Raw genomic sequence first — 18,981 nt, 5'->3', positions numbered from 1 at the left:
AGTGGCTACCCCCAAGTCGGCCGCGCGCAAGCCGCGCCGCAAGGAGAAGAAGAACATCGCTGTGGGCCAGGCCCACATCAAGTCGACGTTCAACAACACCATCGTCTCGATCACCGACCCCGCAGGGGCCGTCATCAGCTGGGCCTCGTCCGGTGGAGTCGGCTTCAAGGGCTCGCGCAAGTCGACGCCCTTCGCCGCCCAGCTCGCCGCCGAGTCGGCTGCGCGTCAGGCGCAGGAGCACGGCATGAAGAAGGTCGACGTCTTCGTGAAGGGCCCGGGCTCCGGTCGCGAGACCGCGATCCGCTCGCTCCAGGCCGCTGGCCTCGAGGTCGGCTCGATCAACGACGTCACCCCGCAGGCGCACAACGGCTGCCGCCCGCCCAAGCGTCGTCGCGTCTAGCACCAGCACTCGCAGCCGTCGGTCGGCCGCACGAACCGCCTCCGGGCGGGGAGTGGGGCCGACCGGCGGATCGCGCATTTCTTTCACAACTTCATACCTCGCACACGCACGTGTCATATAGCGGACACGTGACGGAAAGGAATCATCAGTGCTTATCGCACAGCGCCCGACGCTCACCGAGGAGAACATCTCGGAGTTCCGTTCCCGCTTCGTCATCGAGCCCCTCGAGCCCGGCTTCGGCTACACGCTCGGCAACTCGCTGCGTCGCACCCTGCTGTCCTCCATCCCCGGCGCCGCTGTCACCAGCATCCGGATCGACGGAGTGCTGCACGAGTTCACGACGGTCCCGGGTGTCCGCGAGGACGTCACCGAGATCATCCTGAACATCAAGGGTCTCGTCGTCTCGTCCGAGCACGACGAGCCGATCACCGCCTACCTGCGCAAGCAGGGCGCCGGCCAGGTCACCGCCGCCGACATCTCGGCTCCGGCCGGTGTCGAGATCCACAACCCGGAGCTCGTCATCGCCACGCTGAACGACAAGGCGAAGTTCGAGCTCGAGCTCACCATCGAGCGCGGCCGCGGCTACGTCTCGGCGACCCAGAACCGCAGCGAGTTCTCCGAGGCCGGCCAGATCCCGGTCGACTCGATCTACTCGCCCGTGCTCAAGGTCACCTACCGCGTCGAGGCGACTCGTGCCGGTGAGCGCACCGACTTCGACCGCCTGGTCGTCGACGTGGAGTCGAAGCCGGCCATCACGCCGCGCGACGCCATCGCCTCGGCCGGTCGCACGCTGACCGAGCTGTTCGGTCTCGCCCGCGAGCTGAACAACGCGGCCGAGGGCATCGAGATCGGCCCCGCGCCGGTCGACGCCGTCCTCTCGACCGAGCTGTCGATGCCCATCGAGGATCTCGACCTCTCGGTGCGCAGCTACAACTGCCTCAAGCGCGAGGGCATCAACAACGTCAATGAGCTCGTCGCCCTGTCGGAGACGCAGCTCATGAACATCCGCAACTTCGGACAGAAGTCGGTGGATGAGGTCAAGGAGAAGCTGACCGAGCTGGGCCTGTCGCTGAAGGACTCGGTTCCCGGGTTCGACGGCGCCCACTTCTACAGCTACGACGACGAGAGCATCTAGGTCTCCGCCACCGGAGCCTGAGGCTCTTCGCGATCGACCTGCTGACACCCCTTTAGTACTGGAGTAAACCCATGCCCAAGCCCACGAAGGGTCCCCGCCTCGGAGGCGGTCCCGCACACGAGCGTCTGCTGCTCGCGAACCTGGCCGCCGCCCTGTTCACGCACAAGAGCATCAAGACGACCGAGACCAAGGCCAAGCGCCTGCGTCCCCTCGCCGAGCGTCTCGTGACGTTCGCCAAGCGCGGCGACCTGCACGCCCGCCGTCGCGTCCTCGCGACGATCGGCGACAAGTCCGTCGTGCACGAGCTCTTCACCGAGATCGCGCCGCTGGTCGCCGAGCGTGAGGGCGGCTACACCCGCATCACGAAGATCGGCCCGCGCAAGGGAGACAACGCGCCCATGGCCGTCATCGAGCTCGTCCTCGAGCCCGTGACCCCGAAGGCGAAGAAGTCGCGCACCACCACGACGACGGCTCCCGTCGCCGCTCCGGTGGACGAGGCGCCCGTCGAGGACGCCGCGGCCGACGAGACCGTCGCCACCGACGAGACGGCCGTCCAGGACGCGCCCGTCGAGGACGCGCCCGTGCAGGACGCTCCCGTCGAGGAGACCGGAACCGCGACCAAGTAGTCCCGGTCCCACCTCGAGAGCCCTCCGTCCCCACCGGGACGGGGGGCTCTCGTCGTCTGCGCCGTGGCGCGGAACGTCGCATACGATGGCGTGATCCGCCTTCCGACGCGGTGTCAGCGTCACGACCGGCGCGATCGGAGCCGCCGCTCCGTCGATCCTCCGAAGGGGTTCTGTGCGCCTGCGTCTCCCGGTTCTCGTGCTCGCGACCGCGCTGCTGCTGAGCGGATGCGCCTCCGGGACCGTGATCGACGTGCCGGAGTCCGCGGGATCCGCCGCCGCCGCCCCGACCGGCACCGCGGCGCCCTCGGCCGAGCCGGCGCCCTCGGTCGCCGTCGCGCTCGACTGCAGCACGGCCCTCCCCGCGAGTGCACTGGAGGACCGGGTCGGGCTGCCGCGAGGCACCGCGACGGCCTCGGTCGTCGACGGCGACTGCACCTACGCCATCGCGGGCAACCCCTCCGCCGTCGTCGTGTCGGTCGCACCCGGGCGGCTGGTCGAGACGTTCACCGGCGAAGGCGACTCCCGCGGAGCCGTCCCGGTCCCGCTGGGCATGGCGGCCTACTGGGTGCCGGGCGACGCCTCCTCGAGCCCGTCAGAGCTCGCCGTCCTCGCCGGCGGCCGGGAGCTGCACATCGTCTCGTTCGTGGGCGATCAGCCCGCGCTGCTCGACTGGGCGGTCGCGGTGCTGGGCTCGCTCGGAGTGGATCTCGCCGTCGCCTGAGCGGCCCGAGCCGACGACCTAGACTCGACGGATGCCGCACCGCGTCCGCCTCGACCTGGCCTACGACGGCACGCACTTCGCGGGCTGGGCCAAGCAGCCGGGCCTCCGGACCGTGCAGGGAGTCCTGGAGGACGCCCTCGCGGTGCTCCTGCGGTCGGAGGAGCGCCCGGTCGTCACGGTCGCCGGCCGCACCGACGCCGGCGTGCACGCGAGCGCCCAGGTGGCGCACCTCGACCTGACGGACGAGCAGTGGCGCCGGCTGAGCGGGCCCCGGCGCGCCACGGACGAGACGCTCCTGCCGGCCGCGGCCCTCGAGCGGCGTCTGCGCGGGTACCTCGGTCAGTACTCCGACGTATCCGTGCACCGGATCTCGGCGGCGCCCGAGGGCTTCGACGCCCGCTTCTCGGCGCGGTGGCGGCGCTACGAGTACCGCCTGGCCGACGCGTCGTCGATGCGGCATCCGCTCGAGCGCACCTTCACCACCTGGATCACCGAGTCGCTCGACGAGAGCGAGATGGCCCGCGCCGCGCAGTCGCTGCTCGGGCTGCACGACTACGCCTCGTTCTGCCGCGCCCGGGTCGGAGCGACGACCATCCGCAGCCTCCTCGACTTCGAGTGGGAGCGCGACGCCGACGGAGTGCTGCACGCGCACCTGCGTGCCGACGCGTTCTGCCACAGCATGGTGCGCGCCCTCGTCGGCGCGTGCGTGGCGGTCGGGATGGGCAAGCTCGCCGCCGAGGAGGTCACCGGGCTGCGGGACGCCGCCGCCCGGACGAACGCCTTCGGGGTGATGCCCGCCCGGGGGCTGATCCTCCGGGAGATCGACTACCCCGACGACGCCTTCCTCGCAGAGCGCGCCGTGATCACCCGCACCAAGCGGACAGTGGCTACGGTCGACTCCGATGGGAAGGACCCCGCATGATCCGCCTCCTCCGCACCGCCGTCCCGATCGCGGTGCTCGCCGTCGCCCTCGCCGCGTGCTCGTCACCGGCCATCGACATCCCCGAGGGGGCGCAGGTCACCGTCGCGCCCGCGACGACCGCGCCCGCGGTCGAGACCGGTGCGGTCGAGCCGACGCCCGAGCAGGCCGCGACGACTCCCACCGCACCCCCGCTGCAGGCGCTCGACTGCGCCGCGATCCTCCCGGTCGAGACCATCGAGGAGGCGCTCGGGCTCCCGTCGGGGTTCGTCACCGCTTCGGGGGAGACCGACGGCTGCTCCTGGGCGATGGCCGGCAACCCGTCGGCACTGGCGCTGCAGGCGGCGACCGGAGCGACGGAGGACACCGTCGACGAGCAGGAGGCGACGGGGGCGACCGAGTCGAGCGAGCTCGGCGACCGCGCGTTCTTCCGGGCCGGCGACCCCGCCGGAGACGCCGCATCGACCCTCGTCGTGCTCGTCGGCGATCAGCTCGTGACGGTCCGGTCGTTCGTCGGCGACCAGGAGGCGATCGAGACCCTCGCGACGGATGCGCTGGGCGTGCTGGGGCTGGACCCGTCCTGACCGCCGGCGCCGTGCCGCTGCGGTGCCGCGCTTCCGCTGATGAGCTCTTTGCTGTAATGTCGACCCTTGGTGTTTTCGGCCGTGTGCCGAGCGCCCGAAGTTGAGCCCTCCACCGGTCCAGTTCGCCCGCCTCGCGGATCGAACGGCCACGGAGCGGGATTCACGAACACCTCACTCCGACCAGAAAGCAGCACTCACAGTGACTCGCACTTTTTCTCCGAAGCCGGCTGACGTCCAGCACGACTGGATCGTCATCGACGCGTCCGACGTCGTCCTCGGTCGTCTGGCCACCCACGCCGCGGCGCTCCTGCGCGGCAAGCACAAGGCGACCTTCGCGCCGCACATGGACATGGGCGACTTCGTCATCATCGTCAACGCCGAGAAGGTGGCCCTCACCGGTCAGAAGCTCCTCCAGAAGAAGGCGTACCGCCACTCCGGCTACCCGGGCGGCCTCTCGGCCACCACGTACGCCGAGCTCCTCGAGAAGAACCCGATCCGCGCCGTCGAGAAGGCCATCCGCGGCATGCTCCCCAAGAACTCCCTCGGTCGTGCGCAGCTGCGCAAGCTGAAGGTCTACACGGGCTCCGAGCACCCTCACGCGGCGCAGCAGCCCCAGGCGTACGTGTTCAACCAGGTCGCCCAGTAGGCTCCGGCCCTCCCCGACACCTCAGACTTCGAAGACAAAGGATCACCTACACCGTGGCGAAGATCGCAGACCAGCTCGACGTGGCTCCCGAGAGCTACTCCACCGAAAGCGCGGCACCCGAGGCGTCCTCGACGCCCCGCGCCGTCCTCAACGTCTCCGGCGCAGCCGTGGGCCGACGCAAGCAGGCCATCGCCCGCGTGCGCCTGGTCCCGGGCTCCGGCAGCCTGACCGTGAACGCTCGCGAGTTCGCGGAGTACTTCCCGAACAAGCTGCACCAGCAGCTCATCACCGACCCCTTCAAGGTCCTCGACCTCGTCGGCTCGTACGACGTGGTCGCGAAGATCACCGGCGGTGGCCCCTCCGGCCAGGCCGGTGCGCTCCGCCTCGCTATCGCGCGTGCGCTGAACGAGATCGACCGCGAGAACAACCGCGCCATCCTCAAGAAGGCCGGCTTCCTCACCCGCGACGCTCGCGTCATCGAGCGCAAGAAGGCCGGTCTCAAGAAGGCCCGCAAGGCGTCCCAGTTCTCGAAGCGCTAGTCGCCGCGGCCTCCGTGCCGCTCGACCAGTAGCTCGAGAAGTGGACAGCGCTATGCCGCGCCTTTTCGGAACCGACGGCGTCCGTGGCCTCGCTAATCGCGATGTCACGGCCGACCTGGCTCTCGGCCTCGCCCAGGCGGCCGCCCGTGTACTCGGAGCGGCCGCCCGGGCGGAGGGCCGGCGGCCCGTCGCCGTCCTCGCCCGCGACCCCCGCATCTCCGGTCAGTTCATCGGAGCGGCCGTCGCCGCGGGACTCGCCAGCGCGGGAGTCGACGTCCTCGACGCCGGCGTCATCCCGACGCCCGCCACCGCGTACCTGATCGCCGACGAGCGCGCCGACTTCGGCGTGATGATCTCGGCCTCGCACAACCCCGCCGCCGACAACGGCATCAAGTTCTTCGCCGCGGGCGGGCGCAAGCTGCCCGACGAGCTCGAGAACCGCATCGAGGCGGCCCTCGGCGTCCCGCCGCTCACGCCGACCGGCGCCGACGTCGGACGCATCCGCCGGTTCTCCGACGCGGAGGACCGCTACGTGGTCCACCTGCTCGGCTCGCTCGGCAGCACCCGGCTCGACGGCCTGCACGTCGTCATCGACTGCGCCCACGGCGCGGCCGCCGGCATCTCGCCCGACGTCTTCACCGATGCCGGTGCGACCGTCACGGTGATCGGCAACGATCCCGACGGTCTCAACATCAACGACGGAGTGGGCTCGACCCACCTCGACAACGTCGCGGAGGCGGTCCGAGCGGCCGGTGCCGACCTCGGCATCGCCCACGACGGCGACGCCGACCGCTGCCTCGCCGTCGACGCCGACGGCCGCATCGTCGACGGCGACCAGATCATGGCGATCCTCGCGACCTCGATGGCGCGGCGCGGCGTGCTCCGCGACAACGTGCTCGTCGCGACGGTCATGAGCAACCTCGGGCTGAAGCTCGCGATGGCCGACGCGGGCATCCGGGTCATCCAGACCGGGGTCGGCGACCGCTACGTGCTCGAGGCGATGAACGAGGGCGACTACTCCCTCGGCGGCGAGCAGTCGGGCCACGTCATCATGAGCCGCTACGCGACCACCGGCGACGGCGTCCTCACCGGGCTGCAGCTGGCCGCCGAGATGGCGCGCACCGGCAAGACGCTCGCCGAACTCGCCTCGGTGATGCGCGTCTTCCCGCAGACCCTCGTCAACGTCCGCGGTGTCGACCGCGAGGGCGTGCACGACGACGACGTGATCGCCGCCGCCGTCGCCGCCGCCTCGACCGAGCTCGGGACCGACGGCCGGGTGCTCCTGCGCCCCTCCGGAACCGAGCCGATGGTCCGCGTGATGGTCGAGGCGAAGACCCAGGAGACGGCCGACCGGCTCGCGGAGTCGCTGGCGGCTGTCGTGCTCGCGCAGCTGCGCTCCGCCGTTTAGAACGCCGGTCCCTGCCCGGCGTTCCGCGGTCGGGCTGGGTTCTCTGGGGACGCCGGTCCTTGCCCGGAGTCCCGCGGTCGGCTTCTCGGAGTGGTTGGGCGGGTGGAGCGTGGTGCGTTCGGCGCGTCCGAATCGCTTGGCACGCGATTCGGACGACGCCTGTGTTCATGGGGACGCCGGTCCTTGCCCGGAGTTCTGCGGTCGGGTTCGCGGAGTGGTTGGGCGGGTGGAGCGTGGTGCGTTCGGCGCGTCCGAATCGCTTGGCACGCGATTCGGACGATGCCTTGAAGGCGTTCGCCGATCCGGTGCGCTCAACTCGGACGGACTCGCCGGCCGGCTGGCCGGCCCGCCCCCGAGCCGGCGCGCACGCGGCCGTCCATGCTGGTCGAGTAGCCCCGCAGGGGCGTATCGAGACCCACCAGCGTCAGCAGATCGGGCTTCGGCCCCGGCCTTCTGAAGGATGTGGATCTCGATACGCCGCGTTCCGCGGCTACTCGATCAGCGAGCACGGGGGAATCACGCTCGGGGAGTAATTCTCTCTGGAAGCCCACCGGCTGACCGACCGGCGCGCTGCCCAGGTCAGATCTTGCGGAGGAGGACCGAGGAGACCGAGTGGTCGGGCTGCTTGCGCAGGACGAGGCTCGCGCGGGAGCGGGTCGGGCGCACGTTCTGGACGAGGTTCGGCTCGTTGATGGCCGACCAGATGTCGCGGGCGCGCGTGCGCGCCTCGTCGGGGGTCAGCGCGGCGTAGCGGTGGAAGTACGAGTTCGGGTTCGCGAACGCGCCCTGCTGCAGGGCGAGGAAGCGCTCCTCGTACCAGCGGGCGATGTCGCTCGTGCGCGCATCGACGTAGACGGTGAAGTCGAAGAGGTCGCTCACCGCGAGCCCGTGCCCGGGGACCGGCGGCTGGAGCACGTTCAGGCCCTCGACGATCAGCACGTCGGGCCGTCGGACGACGATCTCGGCGTCGGGCACGATGTCGTACGAGAGGTGCGAGTAGAAGGGTGCGCGCACCTCCGCCGCCCCGCCCTTCACCTCCGACACGAAGCGCAGCAGCGCCCGCCGGTCGTACGACTCCGGGAATCCCTTGCGGCTCATCAGCCCACGGCGCTCGAGCTCGCGGTTGGGCAGCAGGAAGCCGTCGGTGGTGACCAGCTCGACCCGCGGAGTGTCGTCCCAGCGGGCGAGCAGCTCGCGCAGCAGCCGCGCGATGGTCGACTTTCCCACCGCGACCGAGCCGGCGACTCCGATCACGAAGGGCGTCGCCTGTGCCCGCTCACCCAGGAACAGGCTCGTCGCCCGATGCAGGTGGCGCGCGCCGCCCGCGTACAGCGTCAGCAGCCGCGAGAGGGGGACGTACACCTCGGCGACCTCGGTGAGACTCAGCCGGTCGCCCAGCCCGCGCAGCTGCACGACCTCGGTCTCGGTCAGCGGCAGCTCCGTCGTGCGGGCCAGCTCGGCCCAGTCGGCTCGGGAGATCTCGACGAAGGGGGAGGGGTGCGCCTCGCGCCCGGGATCACGAGCTGACGACGGCATGACCACCGATCCTACTGGCCGCCTTCTCCTGGCCGTCCCCTACTGGCCGCCTCCTACTGGCCGCCGCATCCCGGCCCGGCGGGATCGAGCCCCTGCCGCCCGAGTGATCGGCCGCCGTTTAGGATCGAGCACATGTGTGGAATCGTGGGATACGTCGGTGAGCGCGACAGCCTGGCTGTGCTGCTCGGAGGCCTGAAGCGTCTGGAGTACCGCGGCTACGACTCCGCGGGCGTCGCCGTGATCGACGCCGACGGGCAGCTCGACAGCCGCAAGCGCTCGGGCAAGCTCAGCGTCCTGGTCGAGGATCTGGAGGCGCGTCCGCTCGCCGAGGGCACGACCGGCATCGGTCACACGCGCTGGGCGACGCACGGCGGGCCGACCGACCGCAACGCCCACCCGCACCTGGCCGACGACGGGAAGCTCGCGGTCATCCACAACGGCATCATCGAGAACTTCCAGCCGCTCAAGGAGGAGCTCGAGGCCGAGGGCGCCGTCTTCGAGAGCGAGACCGACACCGAGGTCGCGGCGCACCTGATCGCCCGCGAGTACCGCCGCACCGGCGACCTGGTCCTCGCCTTCCAGGCGATCGTCGCCCGGCTCGAGGGGGCCTTCACCCTCCTCGCCCTGCACCAGGACCAGCCGGGCGTCGTCGTCGGCGCCCGCCGCAACTCCCCGCTCGTGATCGGCCTCGGCGACGGCGAGAACTTCCTCGGCTCCGACGTCGCCGCGTTCGTCGAGTTCACGCGCCGCGCCGTCGCGATCGGCCAGGACCAGATCGTCACGATCACGCCCGAGCTCGTCACCGTCACCGACTTCTTCGGCAACGCCGTCGAGACCGAGCCGTTCGAGATCGCGTGGGACGCCTCCGCCTCCGAGAAGGGCGGCTGGTCGAGCTTCATGGCGAAGGAGATCACCGAGGGTCCGGAGGCGGTGGCCAACACGCTGCGCGGCCGGATCCACGACGGCGCGATCACGCTGCCCGAGCTCGAGAGCCTCGACGGGGTCCTCGCCGAGATCGACCGGATCACGGTGATCGCCTGCGGGACCGCCGCGTACTCGGGCATGGTCGCGAAGTACGCGATCGAGAAGTGGGCTCGCGTGCCCGTCGAGGTCGAGCTGAGCCACGAGTTCCGCTACCGCGACCCGGTGCTGACGCCGCGCACGCTCGTCGTCTCGATCAGCCAGTCCGGCGAGACGATGGACACGCTCATGGCGGTCAAGTACGCCCGCGAGAAGGGCGCCAAGACGCTGTCGGTCTGCAACACGCAGGGTGCGACCATCCCGCGCGAGTCCGACGCCGTCCTCTACACGCACGCGGGTCCGGAGGTGGCGGTCGCCTCGACGAAGGCGTTCGTCGCCCAGATCGCGGCCCTCTACCTCTTCGGCCTGCACCTGGCGACGGTGCGCGGCGCCGCCTCCGCCGAGCTGGTGGCCTCGCAGGCCGCGCAGCTGGCCGCGATCCCCGAGAAGCTCTCGCGAGTGCTCGACGCCTCCGAGGACATCGCCCAGCTCGCGGGCTGGATGGCGGACACGCGCGCGGTGCTCTTCCTCGGTCGCCACGTCGGCTACCCGGTCGCCCTCGAGGGCGCGCTCAAGCTCAAGGAGCTCGCGTACATCCACGCCGAGGGCTTCGCCGCGGGCGAGCTCAAGCACGGGCCGATCGCGCTGATCGAGCCGGGTCAGGTCGTCTTCGTGATCGTGCCGAGCCCGAGCGAGTCGTACGAGCTGCAGCGCAAGGTGATCTCGAACATCCAGGAGATCAAGGCGCGCGGCGCGCGGGTCATCGCGATCGCGGAGCAGGGCGACACGGCGGCGATCCAGATCGCCGACGAGGTCATCCCGATCCCGCTGGCCGACCCGCTCTTCGAGCCGCTGCTGGCCGTCACTCCGCTGCAGATGTTCGCGATGGAGCTGGCGTCGGCCAAGGGTCTCGACGTCGACCAGCCGCGCAACCTCGCGAAGTCCGTCACGGTCGAGTGACCGCGTCGTGATCGTGGGGATCGGCGTGGACGTGGTCGACCTCGCCCGCTTCGAGCGGGCGATCGCCCGCACTCCGCGGTTGCGCGACCGCCTGTTCGCCGAGAGCGAACGCGCCCTGCCCGTCGCCTCCCTCGCGGGTCGCTTCGCGGCGAAGGAGGCGCTGATCAAGGCGCTCGGCGACTCCGCCGGCGCGCGCTGGCACGACATGGTCGTGGTGCGCGACGAGCACGGCAACCCGTCGTTCGCGCTGCACGGGCCGGCTCGCGCCGCCGCCGAGGCGCGTGGCATCGCCCGGCTGCACCTCTCGATGACGCACGACGCCGGCGTCGCCTGCGCCTTCGTGGTGGCCGAGTCGTGATCGCGCCGCTCTCGTTCCGCGAGGCCCTGATCGACACCGATGCGATCGCGGCGAACGTCGCGCGCCTGCGCGAGCTGACCGGTGCCCGACGACTGATGGCCGTCGTCAAGGCCAACGCCTACGGGCACGGCGCGCTCCTCGCGGCGCAGGCCGCGCTCGCCGGCGGGGCCGATGCGCTCGGCACGGCCGACCTGATCGAGGCCGTCGCGCTGCGCGAGGCCGGCGTGCTGGCGCCGATCCTCTGCTGGCTGCACGATCCGGGGGAGGACTTCGATCGCGCGGTCGAGCACGGCATCGACGTCGCCGTCTCGTCGAGGGCCCAGCTCGACGCGCTCGCCCAGGCGGCCGAGGATCGCGGGGTCCGCGCCGCAGTGCAGCTCAAGGTCGACACGGGCCTCAGCCGCAACGGCGCCCCCGAGGCGGAGTGGGAGTCGATCGCCCAGGCGCTCGGCCGGCACGCGGCGAGGGGGGCGCTGCACCTGACCGGGCTGTTCTCGCACCTCTCGAACACCTCGCGCGAGGACGACCTCGCGCAGCTGGCGCTCCTCGGGCGGGCCGCGGCGCTCCTCGAGCGGAACGGCCTCACGGCACCCCTCGTGCACCTGGCCGCCACGGCGGGCGCCCTGCGGCTGCCCGAGGCGGGGCTCGACCTCGTCCGCACCGGCATCGGCGTCTACGGGCTGTCCCCGTTCGACGACGAGAGCCCCCTCGACCTCGGCCTGACGCCCGCGATGACGCTGCACGGCCGGGTGGCGGGCGTGCGCCGCGTCGAGCCGGGCACCGGGGTCAGCTACGACTACACCTACCGCTCCGGCGCCGACACCACGCTCGCGCTCGTCCCGTTCGGCTACGCCGACGGCATCCCGCGCAGCGCCTCCGGAGTCGCCGAGGTCGCGATCGCCGGGCGCCGCCACCGCATCGCCGGTCGCGTCGCTATGGACCAGTTCGTGGTCGACGTGGGCGACGCCCCCGTCGCGGTGGGCGATCCGGTCGTCCTCTGGGGCGACCCGACGGCGGGAGGCGTCCCGTCGGTCGACGAGTGGGCGCGCTGGTGCGGCACCATCAACTACGAGCTCGTGACCCGGATCGGACCGCGGGTGCAGCGCCGGGCGGTCGGCGGAGCGAGCGGCGCCCGTGCCTGACCGAGCGTGGTTCGCCGACCGCGCCGTCGACGTGGCGGACCCCGAGGCGATGGAGGAGCTCGGCCGCTCACTCGGCCGCGTGCTGCGCGCGGGGGATCTGCTCGTGCTCACGGGCCCGCTCGGAGCCGGCAAGACGACGTTCACCCGCGGTCTCGGCGAGGGTCTGGACGTGCGGGGACCGGTGACGAGCCCGACCTTCGTGATCGCGCGGACGCATCCGCCCCTGCACGACGGCCCCCCGCTCGTGCACGTCGACGCCTACCGCGTGGGCTCGCCGGTCGAGCTCGACGATCTCGATCTCGATCTCGAGCACTCGGTCGTGGTCGTGGAGTGGGGCGCGGGGATGCTCGACGGCGTCGCGGAGTCGTGGCTCGACATCCTTATCGAGCGCCCGACCGGGGGGTCGGACGCCGAGGAGAGCGAGGAGCCGGTCGAGCCGCGCTCCGTCCGCTTCCGCGGCACCGGCTGGGCCTGAGCGCGCCCGGGCACCGGGCATCCGCGGAGCCGCGAGTACCCTGTCAGGGTGCTCCTCGCGATCGACACCTCCTCCGGAACCTCCGTCGCCGTCGTCGACGAGCACGGCGCAGTCAGGTCGGAGCGGACCGAGACCGACACGATGCGCCACGCAGAGGTCGTCGGCCGGCTGATCCTCGAGGCGCTCGAGGCCGCCGGCGTCGCCCCCTCGGGCATCGACGGTGTCGCGACAGGGATGGGCCCCGGCCCCTTCACCGGGCTCCGGGTCGGCATCGCCGCGGCGCGCGCCTTCGCCTTCGGCCGGGGCATCCCGACCGTCCCCGTCGTCTCGCACGACGCGATCGCCCTCGAGGCCTTCCGGCACGGCCGCTCCGGCGGCGTCCTCGTCGTCACCGACGCGCGGCGCCGCGAGCTCTACTGGAGCGCCTACTCCGGGCTCGACGCCGCCGGGATCCCCGAGCGCCTCGCCGGCCCGGGTCTCGACAAGCCGCCCGCGCTGCCCTTCCCCGACCTGCCCCGGCTCGAGGCGGCGACGGTGTCGGCCGCCGAGCTCGGAGTGGTCGCGGTGCGCACCCGCGCCGCCGGCCGCCCGCCCGCCGCCGACGAGCCGCTCTACCTCCGCTCGCCCGATGTCACCCTCTCGGCCGGCCCGAAGCGCGTGACCGGATGACCGGGGCCGTGCTCCGCGACGCCGACGGCTCCGATCTCGACGCGATCATGGCGATCGAGGAGTCGGAGTTCACCAGCGACGCCTGGTCGCGGTCGATGATGGCCGCCGAGATCCGGAGCCGGCACACCCGCTACCTCGTCGCCGAGCTGGGGGAGGCGGTCGTCGGCTACGCCGGGCTGCTCTGCCCCGCCGGGGCGCACGAGGGCGACGTGCAGACGATCGCGGTCGTCCCCTCCGCCCGCGGCACCGGGCTGGGGCGTCGACTGCTGCGCAGCCTCCTCGAGACCGCGACCGAGCGCGGAGCGCGCGAGGTGTTCCTCGAGGTGCGCGCCGACAATCCGGTCGCGCAGGCGCTCTACCGCTCGGAGGGCTTCGAGGAGATCGCCGTCCGCCCCGCCTACTACCAGCCCGACGGAGTGGACGCGCTCGTGATGCGCCTCCCCCTCGCTTCCCAGGAGACGCCATGACCACCGGCCCGCTCGTGCTCGGCATCGAGACCAGCTGCGACGAGACGGGGATCGGCATCGTCCGCGGCACGACCCTCCTCGCGAACACGATCGCCTCCTCGATGGACGAGCATGCGCGCTACGGCGGCGTCGTGCCCGAGGTCGCGGCCCGAGCCCACCTCGAGGCCCTCGAGCCGACGCTGCGCACGGCGCTGGCGGAGGCGGGGGTCGCCCTCGACGAGCTCGACGCGATCGCGGTCACCAGCGGGCCCGGGCTCTCGGGCGCCCTGATGGTCGGCGTCGGAGCGGCGAAGGCGCTCGCCGTCTCGCTCCAGAAGCCCCTCTACGCCGTGAACCACCTCGTCGGGCACGTCGGAGCCGACGTCCTGCGGGCCGACGGCAGCCCGGGGAGCCCTGTCGAGGTGCCGACCATCGCGCTGCTGGTCTCGGGCGGGCACACCTCGCTCCTGCACGTGCGCGACCTCGTCTCGGACGTGGAGCTGCTCGGCGAGACCATCGACGACGCCGCGGGGGAGGCGTTCGACAAGGTCGCGCGCGTGCTCGGGCTGCCCTACCCCGGCGGTCCGCAGATCGATCGCGTCGCGGCGACCGGCGACCCGCGCGCGATCCGCTTCCCGCGCGGGCTGACCCTGCCGAAGGACAGGGAGAGGCACCGCTACGACTTCTCCTTCTCGGGCCTCAAGACCGCCGTGGCCCGCTGGGTCGAGAAGCGTCAGGACGCGGGCGAGGAGGTGCCCGTCGCCGATGTCGCCGCGAGCTTCCGCGAGGCGGTCGCCGACGTGCTGCTGACCAAGGCCGTCGCGGCCTGCATCGACCGCGGGGTGCCGCGCCTGCTTCTGGGCGGCGGAGTGGTGGCGAACGCGCGGGTGCGGGCGCTCGCCGAGGAGCGCTGCGCCGCGGCCGGCATCGCCCTGCGCATCCCGCCGCTCTCGCTCTGCACCGACAACGGAGCGATGATCGCGGCGCTCGGCGCTCAGCTCATCGAGGCGGGGCACGCGCCCTCGAGCCTCTCGTTCGGCGCCGACTCGACGCTCCCCGTCACCGAGATCCAGGTGCGCTGAGCCGATAGCGCTGCACGAGACCGCGGCACAAGTGGCATCCAGCATTTTGACAGTCGGTCGAGAGCCCTGCCACGCTGGACGCATCCGCTCGTTCCTGATCAAGGGGGATCCCATGACCACTCCGTACACGCCCGCCTCCGACCGCTACAACATCCTGGCGATCATCGGCTTCATCGCCTCGTTCTTCGTCTCGGTCGTCGGCATCGTGCTGGGCTTCATCGCCCTGTCGCAGATCAAGCGCACCGGAGAGAAGGGCCGCGGACTCGCCATCGCCGCCATCGTCATCGGCTTCGCCGCCGTCATCGTCTCGATCATCGCGTTCGTCGGGCTCTTCGCGCTCGCCGCGACCGCTCCCACCACCGGGTACTGACACCCGACGCGCCCCCTCCGATCCCGGAGGGGGCACTCCGTCCGATGAGGGGAGACGCCGTGGACGACGAGCGCAGCAGCGAGCCGGTCGCGACCTACGCCGCCCCCTCCGGAGCGCCGTCGGCGGAGTACCCGCCGCCGTCCGAGCCCGTCGAGCCGCCGGTCGCCCCCGTCCTCCGTCCGCCGCTCAACGGGCTCGCCGTCGCCGCGCTGATCTGCGGTCTGCTCGGACTCGCCCCCGCCGCGATCGTGCTCGGCCACGTCGGCTTCGCGCAGGCCGGGCGCTCCGGCCAGCGCGGTCGCGGGATCGCCGTCGCCGGCTTCGTCCTCGGCTACCTGGTCGTCGTCCTCGCGGTCGCGGGCTGGTTCGCCTACACCGCCTTCGTGGGCGGACTGAGGTCCGACGGGTACCTCTCCGCCTGAGCGTCGCCGGCGCGCAGGCCCTAGGCTCGGCGGCATGAGCGACAGCACTCGGCCCGGCTCCGACGACGACCACCAGGGCTCCGTCCCCGTCCCTCCTGCGCCCCCGGCCCCTCCCATCCCGCCCGCTCCTCCGGCGCCCCCGGCCGCGACTGCGCCGCCCGCCGACCGTGCGGCGCCCCAGGCCCCCTCCGTGCCCCAGGCGCCGCCGTCGGACGGCGAGTACGCGAGACCTACGCAGCCGCCCGCGTACGGTGCGTCGGCGTACGGCGCTCCCGCCTACGGCACCCCCGCCGGCCCGCCCGCTCCCGGGTACGCCTACCCTCCTGCGCCCGCCGCGCCGCCGCGCACGCTCAGTCTGGTCGGCATGATCCTCGGGATCGTGGGCCTCGTGATCACGATCTTCGCCTGGGGCTTCGGCTTCATCCTCTCGGCACCCGCGGTCGTGCTCGGCTTCCTCGGCCGACGCCGAGAGCCCGCCGCGCGCGGTTTCGCGCTCGCCGCGATCATCACCGGGTTCGCCGGGATCACCGTGTCGCTGATCTACCTCGCGATCACCATCGTGCTCTTCGCCATCGCCCTGGGCGCAGCGGGCTCCTCGAGCGGATACTGAGCGCGGTCAGCCCGCCCGCTCGGCCAGCAGGGCACGGTGCCGGCCCTGCACCCGGGTCAGGATGAGGACCGCGCTGCCGGCGCCCTTGAGGCCGAGCTTCTTGCGGAACAGCGCCGGATCGAGGTCGACGCCGCGCTTCTTGATCTCGAGCACCCCGATCCCGCGCCCCTTCAGCTCCCTGGCCAGCGTCCGCTCGTCGAGCGGCAGCTCGGCCAGCACGCGGAAGCTGCGGAGGAACGGCGTCGTCGACGGAGCGTCCCCGGTGAGGTAGGCGATCCCGGGCGAGAGCATGCGCGAGCCGCTCGAGCGCGCGAGCTCGCCGAGCAGTCGAGCCCGGATCGCGGAGCCGTCGGGTTCGTGCACGAAGGCGCCGAGCTCGCCGACCTCCTCGTCCACGCTGTCGGAGGCGGCGGTGAGCTCCGACGCCCCGCCGGAGCCGAGCAGGAGGGCCGACCGGCGGATGCCCGGACGCGCCAGAGCGCCGAACCACAGACCTGTCTCGACCAGCTCGCCGTCGACCGAGACCCACTGCGCCTCGGCCTCGGCCGGGATGCGCCCGCGGTCGAAGCCGGGGCCGAGCTTGATGCCCGTCGGCCGGCGCTCGGCGAGACCGAAGGCGAACTCGAGCGAGGGGGAGTAGTCGTCGGGATCCTCGAGCCGCCGGGTCTCGCGGTGCCCGGCAGTGCGTCGCGCGGGGTCGAGGTAGACCGCATCGAAGCCGTCGAGGTCGAACGACTCGGCGTCGGCGTGCACGGCTCGGGCGGAGGGGAACGGAGCGAGGTTGAAGCTCGCGAGAGTCGCGGTGATCTCGTCGGCGTCCACGGCCGTCACCTCGAGGTCGATCGCCGCGAGCGCGAGGGCGTCGCCACCGATGCCGCTGCCGAGGTCGGCGACGCGCGTGGCTTTCGCCGCCGCGAACCGCCCGGCGTGCAGCGCGGCGACCCGGAGGCGCGTGGCCTGCTCGAGCCCCGCGTCGGTGAAGAGCATCGAGCGCGCGAACTCGCCGAACTTCGACTCGGCCCGCGCCCGGAGGCGCGCCTGGGTGAGGACGGCGGCGACCAGCCCCGGGGAGTGCCCCGCCGCTCGCAGCGTCGCGACCGCGCGCACGAGGTCGTCGGAGCGGTAGCCGTCGAGGCTGTCGAGGAGCCGGAGCCCCTCGGGGGAGAGGAGCTCGACCAGCTCGTCGCGTCGCATCCGGCCATGCTAGGCCACCCGCTGTCCGCCCCGAGCCGACCGTCTTGGCACTCTGATTGCACGAGTGCCAGCCTTGCCTCTACAGTGGATCTAGCACTCTCGGAGCGTGTCTGCCAATGACTGCGCTCCGTCCCAACGTCGTCAAGAAAGAGGTCAACCGTGTCGGTGTCCATCAAGCCGCTCGAAGATCGCATCGTCATCAAGCAGGTCGAAGCGGAGCAGGTGACCGCTTCCGGTCTCGTCATCCCCGACACTGCCAAGGAGAAGCCGCAGGAGGGCGAAGTCGTCGCCGTGGGCCCCGGCCGCATCGACGACAACGGCAACCGCGTCCCCCTCGACGTCGCCGTGGGTGACAAGGTCATCTACTCCAAGTACGGCGGAACCGAGGTCAAGTTCGGTGGCGACGACCTCCTGGTCCTCTCCGCGCGCGACGTCCTCGCGGTCGTCGTCCGCTAGGACGCCCTCCGCTCCGGCGGTTCCGCGAAGGGCCCGGCGACTTCGGTCGCCGGGCCCTTCGTCGTCCCCGGCCGGTCCTCCTCGCGACAGGTGGCCTGATCCGACCGGCGCGTGACCGTCGAGAGCCGTACGGCGCTCGAACGGCTGCGTAGCATCGGGGGAGTGTCCGCCTCCCGTACTCCTTCAGACTCCTTCGGGCCCCCGACCGCCGACATCCCCGTCGGAGAGGGTGTGGAGGGGCCCGCCGCGGCGCGCGACTCCGGTGCGATGTCGTCGACGGGGCTGTGGTTCGGCTTCGGCGCGTACCTGCTCTGGGGCGCGATGCCGCTCTACTTCATCGCGATGGCGCCGGCCTCTCCGTTCGAGATCGTCGCGCTCCGGGTGCTCTTCTCGCTCGTCTTCTGCGCCGTGCTCCTCACGGTCACCCGCAGCTGGCCGGGCTTCCTCGGCCTCTTCCGCGAGCCGCGTCTCCTGGGGGTCATGGCGCTCGCCGGAGTGCTCATCTACGTCAACTGGCAGGTCTACGTCATCGCGACGACGACGGGCCACGTCATCGAGGCGGCCCTGGGCTACTTCATCAACCCGCTGGTCACGGTGCTGCTGGGCGTCATCGTGCTGCGCGAGCGCCTGCGCCGGGCGCAGTGGATCGCGATGGCGATCAGCGCGGTCGCCGTGCTGGTCATCGCGGTCGGGTACGGATCCTTCCCCTGGGTGTCGCTGGCGCTCGCCTTCTCGTTCGGTCTCTACGGCCTGGTCAAGAGCCGGGTCGGCGGGCGGATCGACGCGGTCGGCGGACTCACGCTCGAGACGCTGTGGCTGACTCCGCTCGCCCTCGTCCAGCTCGCCGTCGTCGGCTCGATGGTCGGCCTGACGATCGGCACGGAGGGGCCGGGTCACGCGCTCATCCTCGCCTCGGCGGGCATCGTGACGGCGGTGCCGCTCCTGCTGTTCGCGGGTGCCGCGCGCCGGCTGCCGCTGTCGATCGTCGGGTTCATCCAGTACCTGACGCCGATCCTGCAGTTCCTCGTCGGGGCCTTCGTGCTCCACGAGGCGATGCCGCCGGAGCGCTGGATCGGCTTCGCTCTCGTCTGGGCGGCCCTGGTGATCTTCTCAGTCGACCTGGTCGCCGCCGAGCGTCGGAGGCGCCGAACGGTGGCGTGAAGTGCGGATCGCGTTGCAGAGAGCGGTTGCTGCGGTCGAAAGTAACGATCGGGTCGCGAAACCCGTTCGTAACACGTCCGTATTGTTCACGGCTGCTCCGAA

General features: G+C 71.9%; 23 protein-coding genes. 21 read left to right on the top strand and 2 right to left on the bottom strand.

Features of this window, described 5'->3' with window-relative positions; genetic code table 11:
* The first annotated feature begins 1 nt into the window (after position 1).
* The 9 genes from rpsK (at position 2) to glmM (ending at position 6,978) form a co-directional block, all read left to right on the top strand.
* On the top strand, positions 2-400 hold the full coding sequence (gene rpsK, locus GRS92_RS00700; protein ID WP_056037257.1) for a 30S ribosomal protein S11: 399 nt from the start codon (positions 2-4) through the stop codon (positions 398-400).
* 148 nt (positions 401-548) lie between these two features.
* Positions 549-1,535, top strand: a complete 987-nt coding sequence (locus tag GRS92_RS00695; protein ID WP_055787173.1) for a DNA-directed RNA polymerase subunit alpha — start codon at positions 549-551, stop codon at positions 1,533-1,535.
* A gap of 71 nt (positions 1,536-1,606) precedes the next feature.
* On the top strand, positions 1,607-2,161 hold the full coding sequence (gene rplQ / locus GRS92_RS00690; protein ID WP_159852388.1) for a 50S ribosomal protein L17: 555 nt from the start codon (positions 1,607-1,609) through the stop codon (positions 2,159-2,161).
* A 172-nt stretch (positions 2,162-2,333) separates the two neighbouring features.
* Positions 2,334-2,882 carry a hypothetical protein gene (locus tag GRS92_RS00685; protein WP_159852386.1) on the top strand — a complete coding sequence of 183 codons (549 nt, stop codon included), beginning with the start codon at positions 2,334-2,336 and terminating at the stop codon, positions 2,880-2,882.
* A gap of 31 nt (positions 2,883-2,913) precedes the next feature.
* Positions 2,914-3,804, top strand: a complete 891-nt coding sequence (gene truA, locus GRS92_RS00680) for a tRNA pseudouridine(38-40) synthase TruA (protein WP_159852384.1) — start codon at positions 2,914-2,916, stop codon at positions 3,802-3,804.
* Positions 3,801-4,385 carry a hypothetical protein gene (locus GRS92_RS00675; protein WP_159852382.1) on the top strand — a complete coding sequence of 195 codons (585 nt, stop codon included), beginning with the start codon at positions 3,801-3,803 and terminating at the stop codon, positions 4,383-4,385. Before truA ends, GRS92_RS00675 begins: the two co-directional genes overlap by 4 nt.
* Positions 4,386-4,584: 199 nt before the next feature.
* Complete coding sequence (rplM, locus tag GRS92_RS00670) at positions 4,585-5,031, top strand: 50S ribosomal protein L13 (RefSeq protein WP_159852380.1); 447 nt, start codon at positions 4,585-4,587, stop codon at positions 5,029-5,031.
* A gap of 53 nt (positions 5,032-5,084) precedes the next feature.
* Entirely contained in the window at positions 5,085-5,570 is a 486-nt protein-coding gene (gene rpsI, locus GRS92_RS00665) for a 30S ribosomal protein S9 (RefSeq protein ID WP_159852378.1), read from the top strand.
* Between the two features lie 52 nt (positions 5,571-5,622).
* Positions 5,623-6,978 (top strand): phosphoglucosamine mutase, encoded by a 1,356-nt coding sequence (glmM, locus tag GRS92_RS00660; RefSeq protein WP_159852376.1) that lies wholly within the window; start codon positions 5,623-5,625, stop codon positions 6,976-6,978.
* A gap of 579 nt (positions 6,979-7,557) precedes the next feature.
* Here glmM and coaA read toward each other — a convergent pair.
* Positions 7,558-8,514: a type I pantothenate kinase gene (gene coaA / locus GRS92_RS00655; protein ID WP_159852374.1), complete on the bottom strand. Its 957-nt coding sequence runs from the start codon at positions 8,512-8,514 to the stop codon at positions 7,558-7,560.
* Positions 8,515-8,646: 132 nt separating this feature from the next.
* On the opposite strand from coaA, the gene glmS reads away from it, so the two are divergent.
* The 10 genes from glmS to GRS92_RS00605 all read left to right on the top strand — a co-directional run bounded on the left by glmS (position 8,647) and on the right by GRS92_RS00605 (position 16,068).
* A complete protein-coding gene (glmS, locus tag GRS92_RS00650; protein ID WP_159852372.1) occupies positions 8,647-10,494 on the top strand; it encodes a glutamine--fructose-6-phosphate transaminase (isomerizing) in 1,848 nt (615 codons plus the stop codon).
* A gap of 7 nt (positions 10,495-10,501) precedes the next feature.
* Complete coding sequence (locus GRS92_RS00645) at positions 10,502-10,852, top strand: holo-ACP synthase (protein ID WP_159852370.1); 351 nt, start codon at positions 10,502-10,504, stop codon at positions 10,850-10,852.
* A complete protein-coding gene (gene alr, locus GRS92_RS00640) occupies positions 10,849-11,994 on the top strand; it encodes an alanine racemase (RefSeq protein WP_159852368.1) in 1,146 nt (381 codons plus the stop codon). The genes GRS92_RS00645 and alr overlap by 4 nt, the downstream gene beginning before the upstream one ends.
* Before the next feature lie 49 nt (positions 11,995-12,043).
* Positions 12,044-12,469, top strand: a complete 426-nt coding sequence (gene tsaE, locus GRS92_RS00635) for a tRNA (adenosine(37)-N6)-threonylcarbamoyltransferase complex ATPase subunit type 1 TsaE (RefSeq protein WP_159853223.1) — start codon at positions 12,044-12,046, stop codon at positions 12,467-12,469.
* 48 nt (positions 12,470-12,517) lie between these two features.
* Positions 12,518-13,138, top strand: coding sequence for a tRNA (adenosine(37)-N6)-threonylcarbamoyltransferase complex dimerization subunit type 1 TsaB (gene tsaB, locus GRS92_RS00630; protein ID WP_159852366.1), 621 nt, complete (start codon positions 12,518-12,520; stop codon positions 13,136-13,138).
* Positions 13,135-13,605, top strand: a complete 471-nt coding sequence (rimI, locus tag GRS92_RS00625) for a ribosomal protein S18-alanine N-acetyltransferase (protein ID WP_159852364.1) — start codon at positions 13,135-13,137, stop codon at positions 13,603-13,605. The genes tsaB and rimI overlap by 4 nt, the downstream gene beginning before the upstream one ends.
* A complete protein-coding gene (gene tsaD / locus GRS92_RS00620) occupies positions 13,602-14,666 on the top strand; it encodes a tRNA (adenosine(37)-N6)-threonylcarbamoyltransferase complex transferase subunit TsaD (RefSeq protein ID WP_159852362.1) in 1,065 nt (354 codons plus the stop codon). Before rimI ends, tsaD begins: the two co-directional genes overlap by 4 nt.
* A 112-nt stretch (positions 14,667-14,778) precedes the next feature.
* Entirely contained in the window at positions 14,779-15,036 is a 258-nt protein-coding gene (locus GRS92_RS00615) for a DUF4190 domain-containing protein (protein WP_159852360.1), read from the top strand.
* A 59-nt stretch (positions 15,037-15,095) separates the two neighbouring features.
* The gene (locus GRS92_RS00610) at positions 15,096-15,458 is read left to right on the top strand and encodes a DUF4190 domain-containing protein (protein ID WP_235021739.1); all 363 of its coding nucleotides are present in this window, start codon (positions 15,096-15,098) and stop codon (positions 15,456-15,458) included.
* Positions 15,459-15,492: 34 nt separating this feature from the next.
* The gene (locus GRS92_RS00605) at positions 15,493-16,068 is read left to right on the top strand and encodes a DUF4190 domain-containing protein (protein WP_159852356.1); all 576 of its coding nucleotides are present in this window, start codon (positions 15,493-15,495) and stop codon (positions 16,066-16,068) included.
* Between the two features lie 6 nt (positions 16,069-16,074).
* Here the strand turns inward: GRS92_RS00605 and GRS92_RS00600 are convergent, their stop codons facing one another.
* Positions 16,075-17,262 carry a class I SAM-dependent methyltransferase gene (locus tag GRS92_RS00600; RefSeq protein ID WP_159852354.1) on the bottom strand — a complete coding sequence of 396 codons (1,188 nt, stop codon included), beginning with the start codon at positions 17,260-17,262 and terminating at the stop codon, positions 16,075-16,077.
* A gap of 159 nt (positions 17,263-17,421) precedes the next feature.
* Here GRS92_RS00600 and groES point away from each other — a divergent pair, with 159 nt between their 5' ends.
* Together groES and rarD are read left to right on the top strand one after the other, a co-directional pair.
* Entirely contained in the window at positions 17,422-17,718 is a 297-nt protein-coding gene (gene groES / locus GRS92_RS00595; RefSeq protein ID WP_068251574.1) for a co-chaperone GroES, read from the top strand.
* A 267-nt stretch (positions 17,719-17,985) separates the two neighbouring features.
* The gene (gene rarD, locus GRS92_RS00590) at positions 17,986-18,879 is read left to right on the top strand and encodes an EamA family transporter RarD (RefSeq protein WP_159853221.1); all 894 of its coding nucleotides are present in this window, start codon (positions 17,986-17,988) and stop codon (positions 18,877-18,879) included.
* The last annotated feature ends 102 nt before the right edge of the window (positions 18,880-18,981 follow it).

This window comes from Rathayibacter sp. VKM Ac-2754, assembly GCF_009807095.1.
Classification (GTDB): Bacteria; Actinomycetota; Actinomycetes; order Actinomycetales; family Microbacteriaceae; genus Rathayibacter.
Note: the sequence above shows the minus strand (reverse complement) of the source record. Positions and strands in the feature narration are given on the sequence as shown.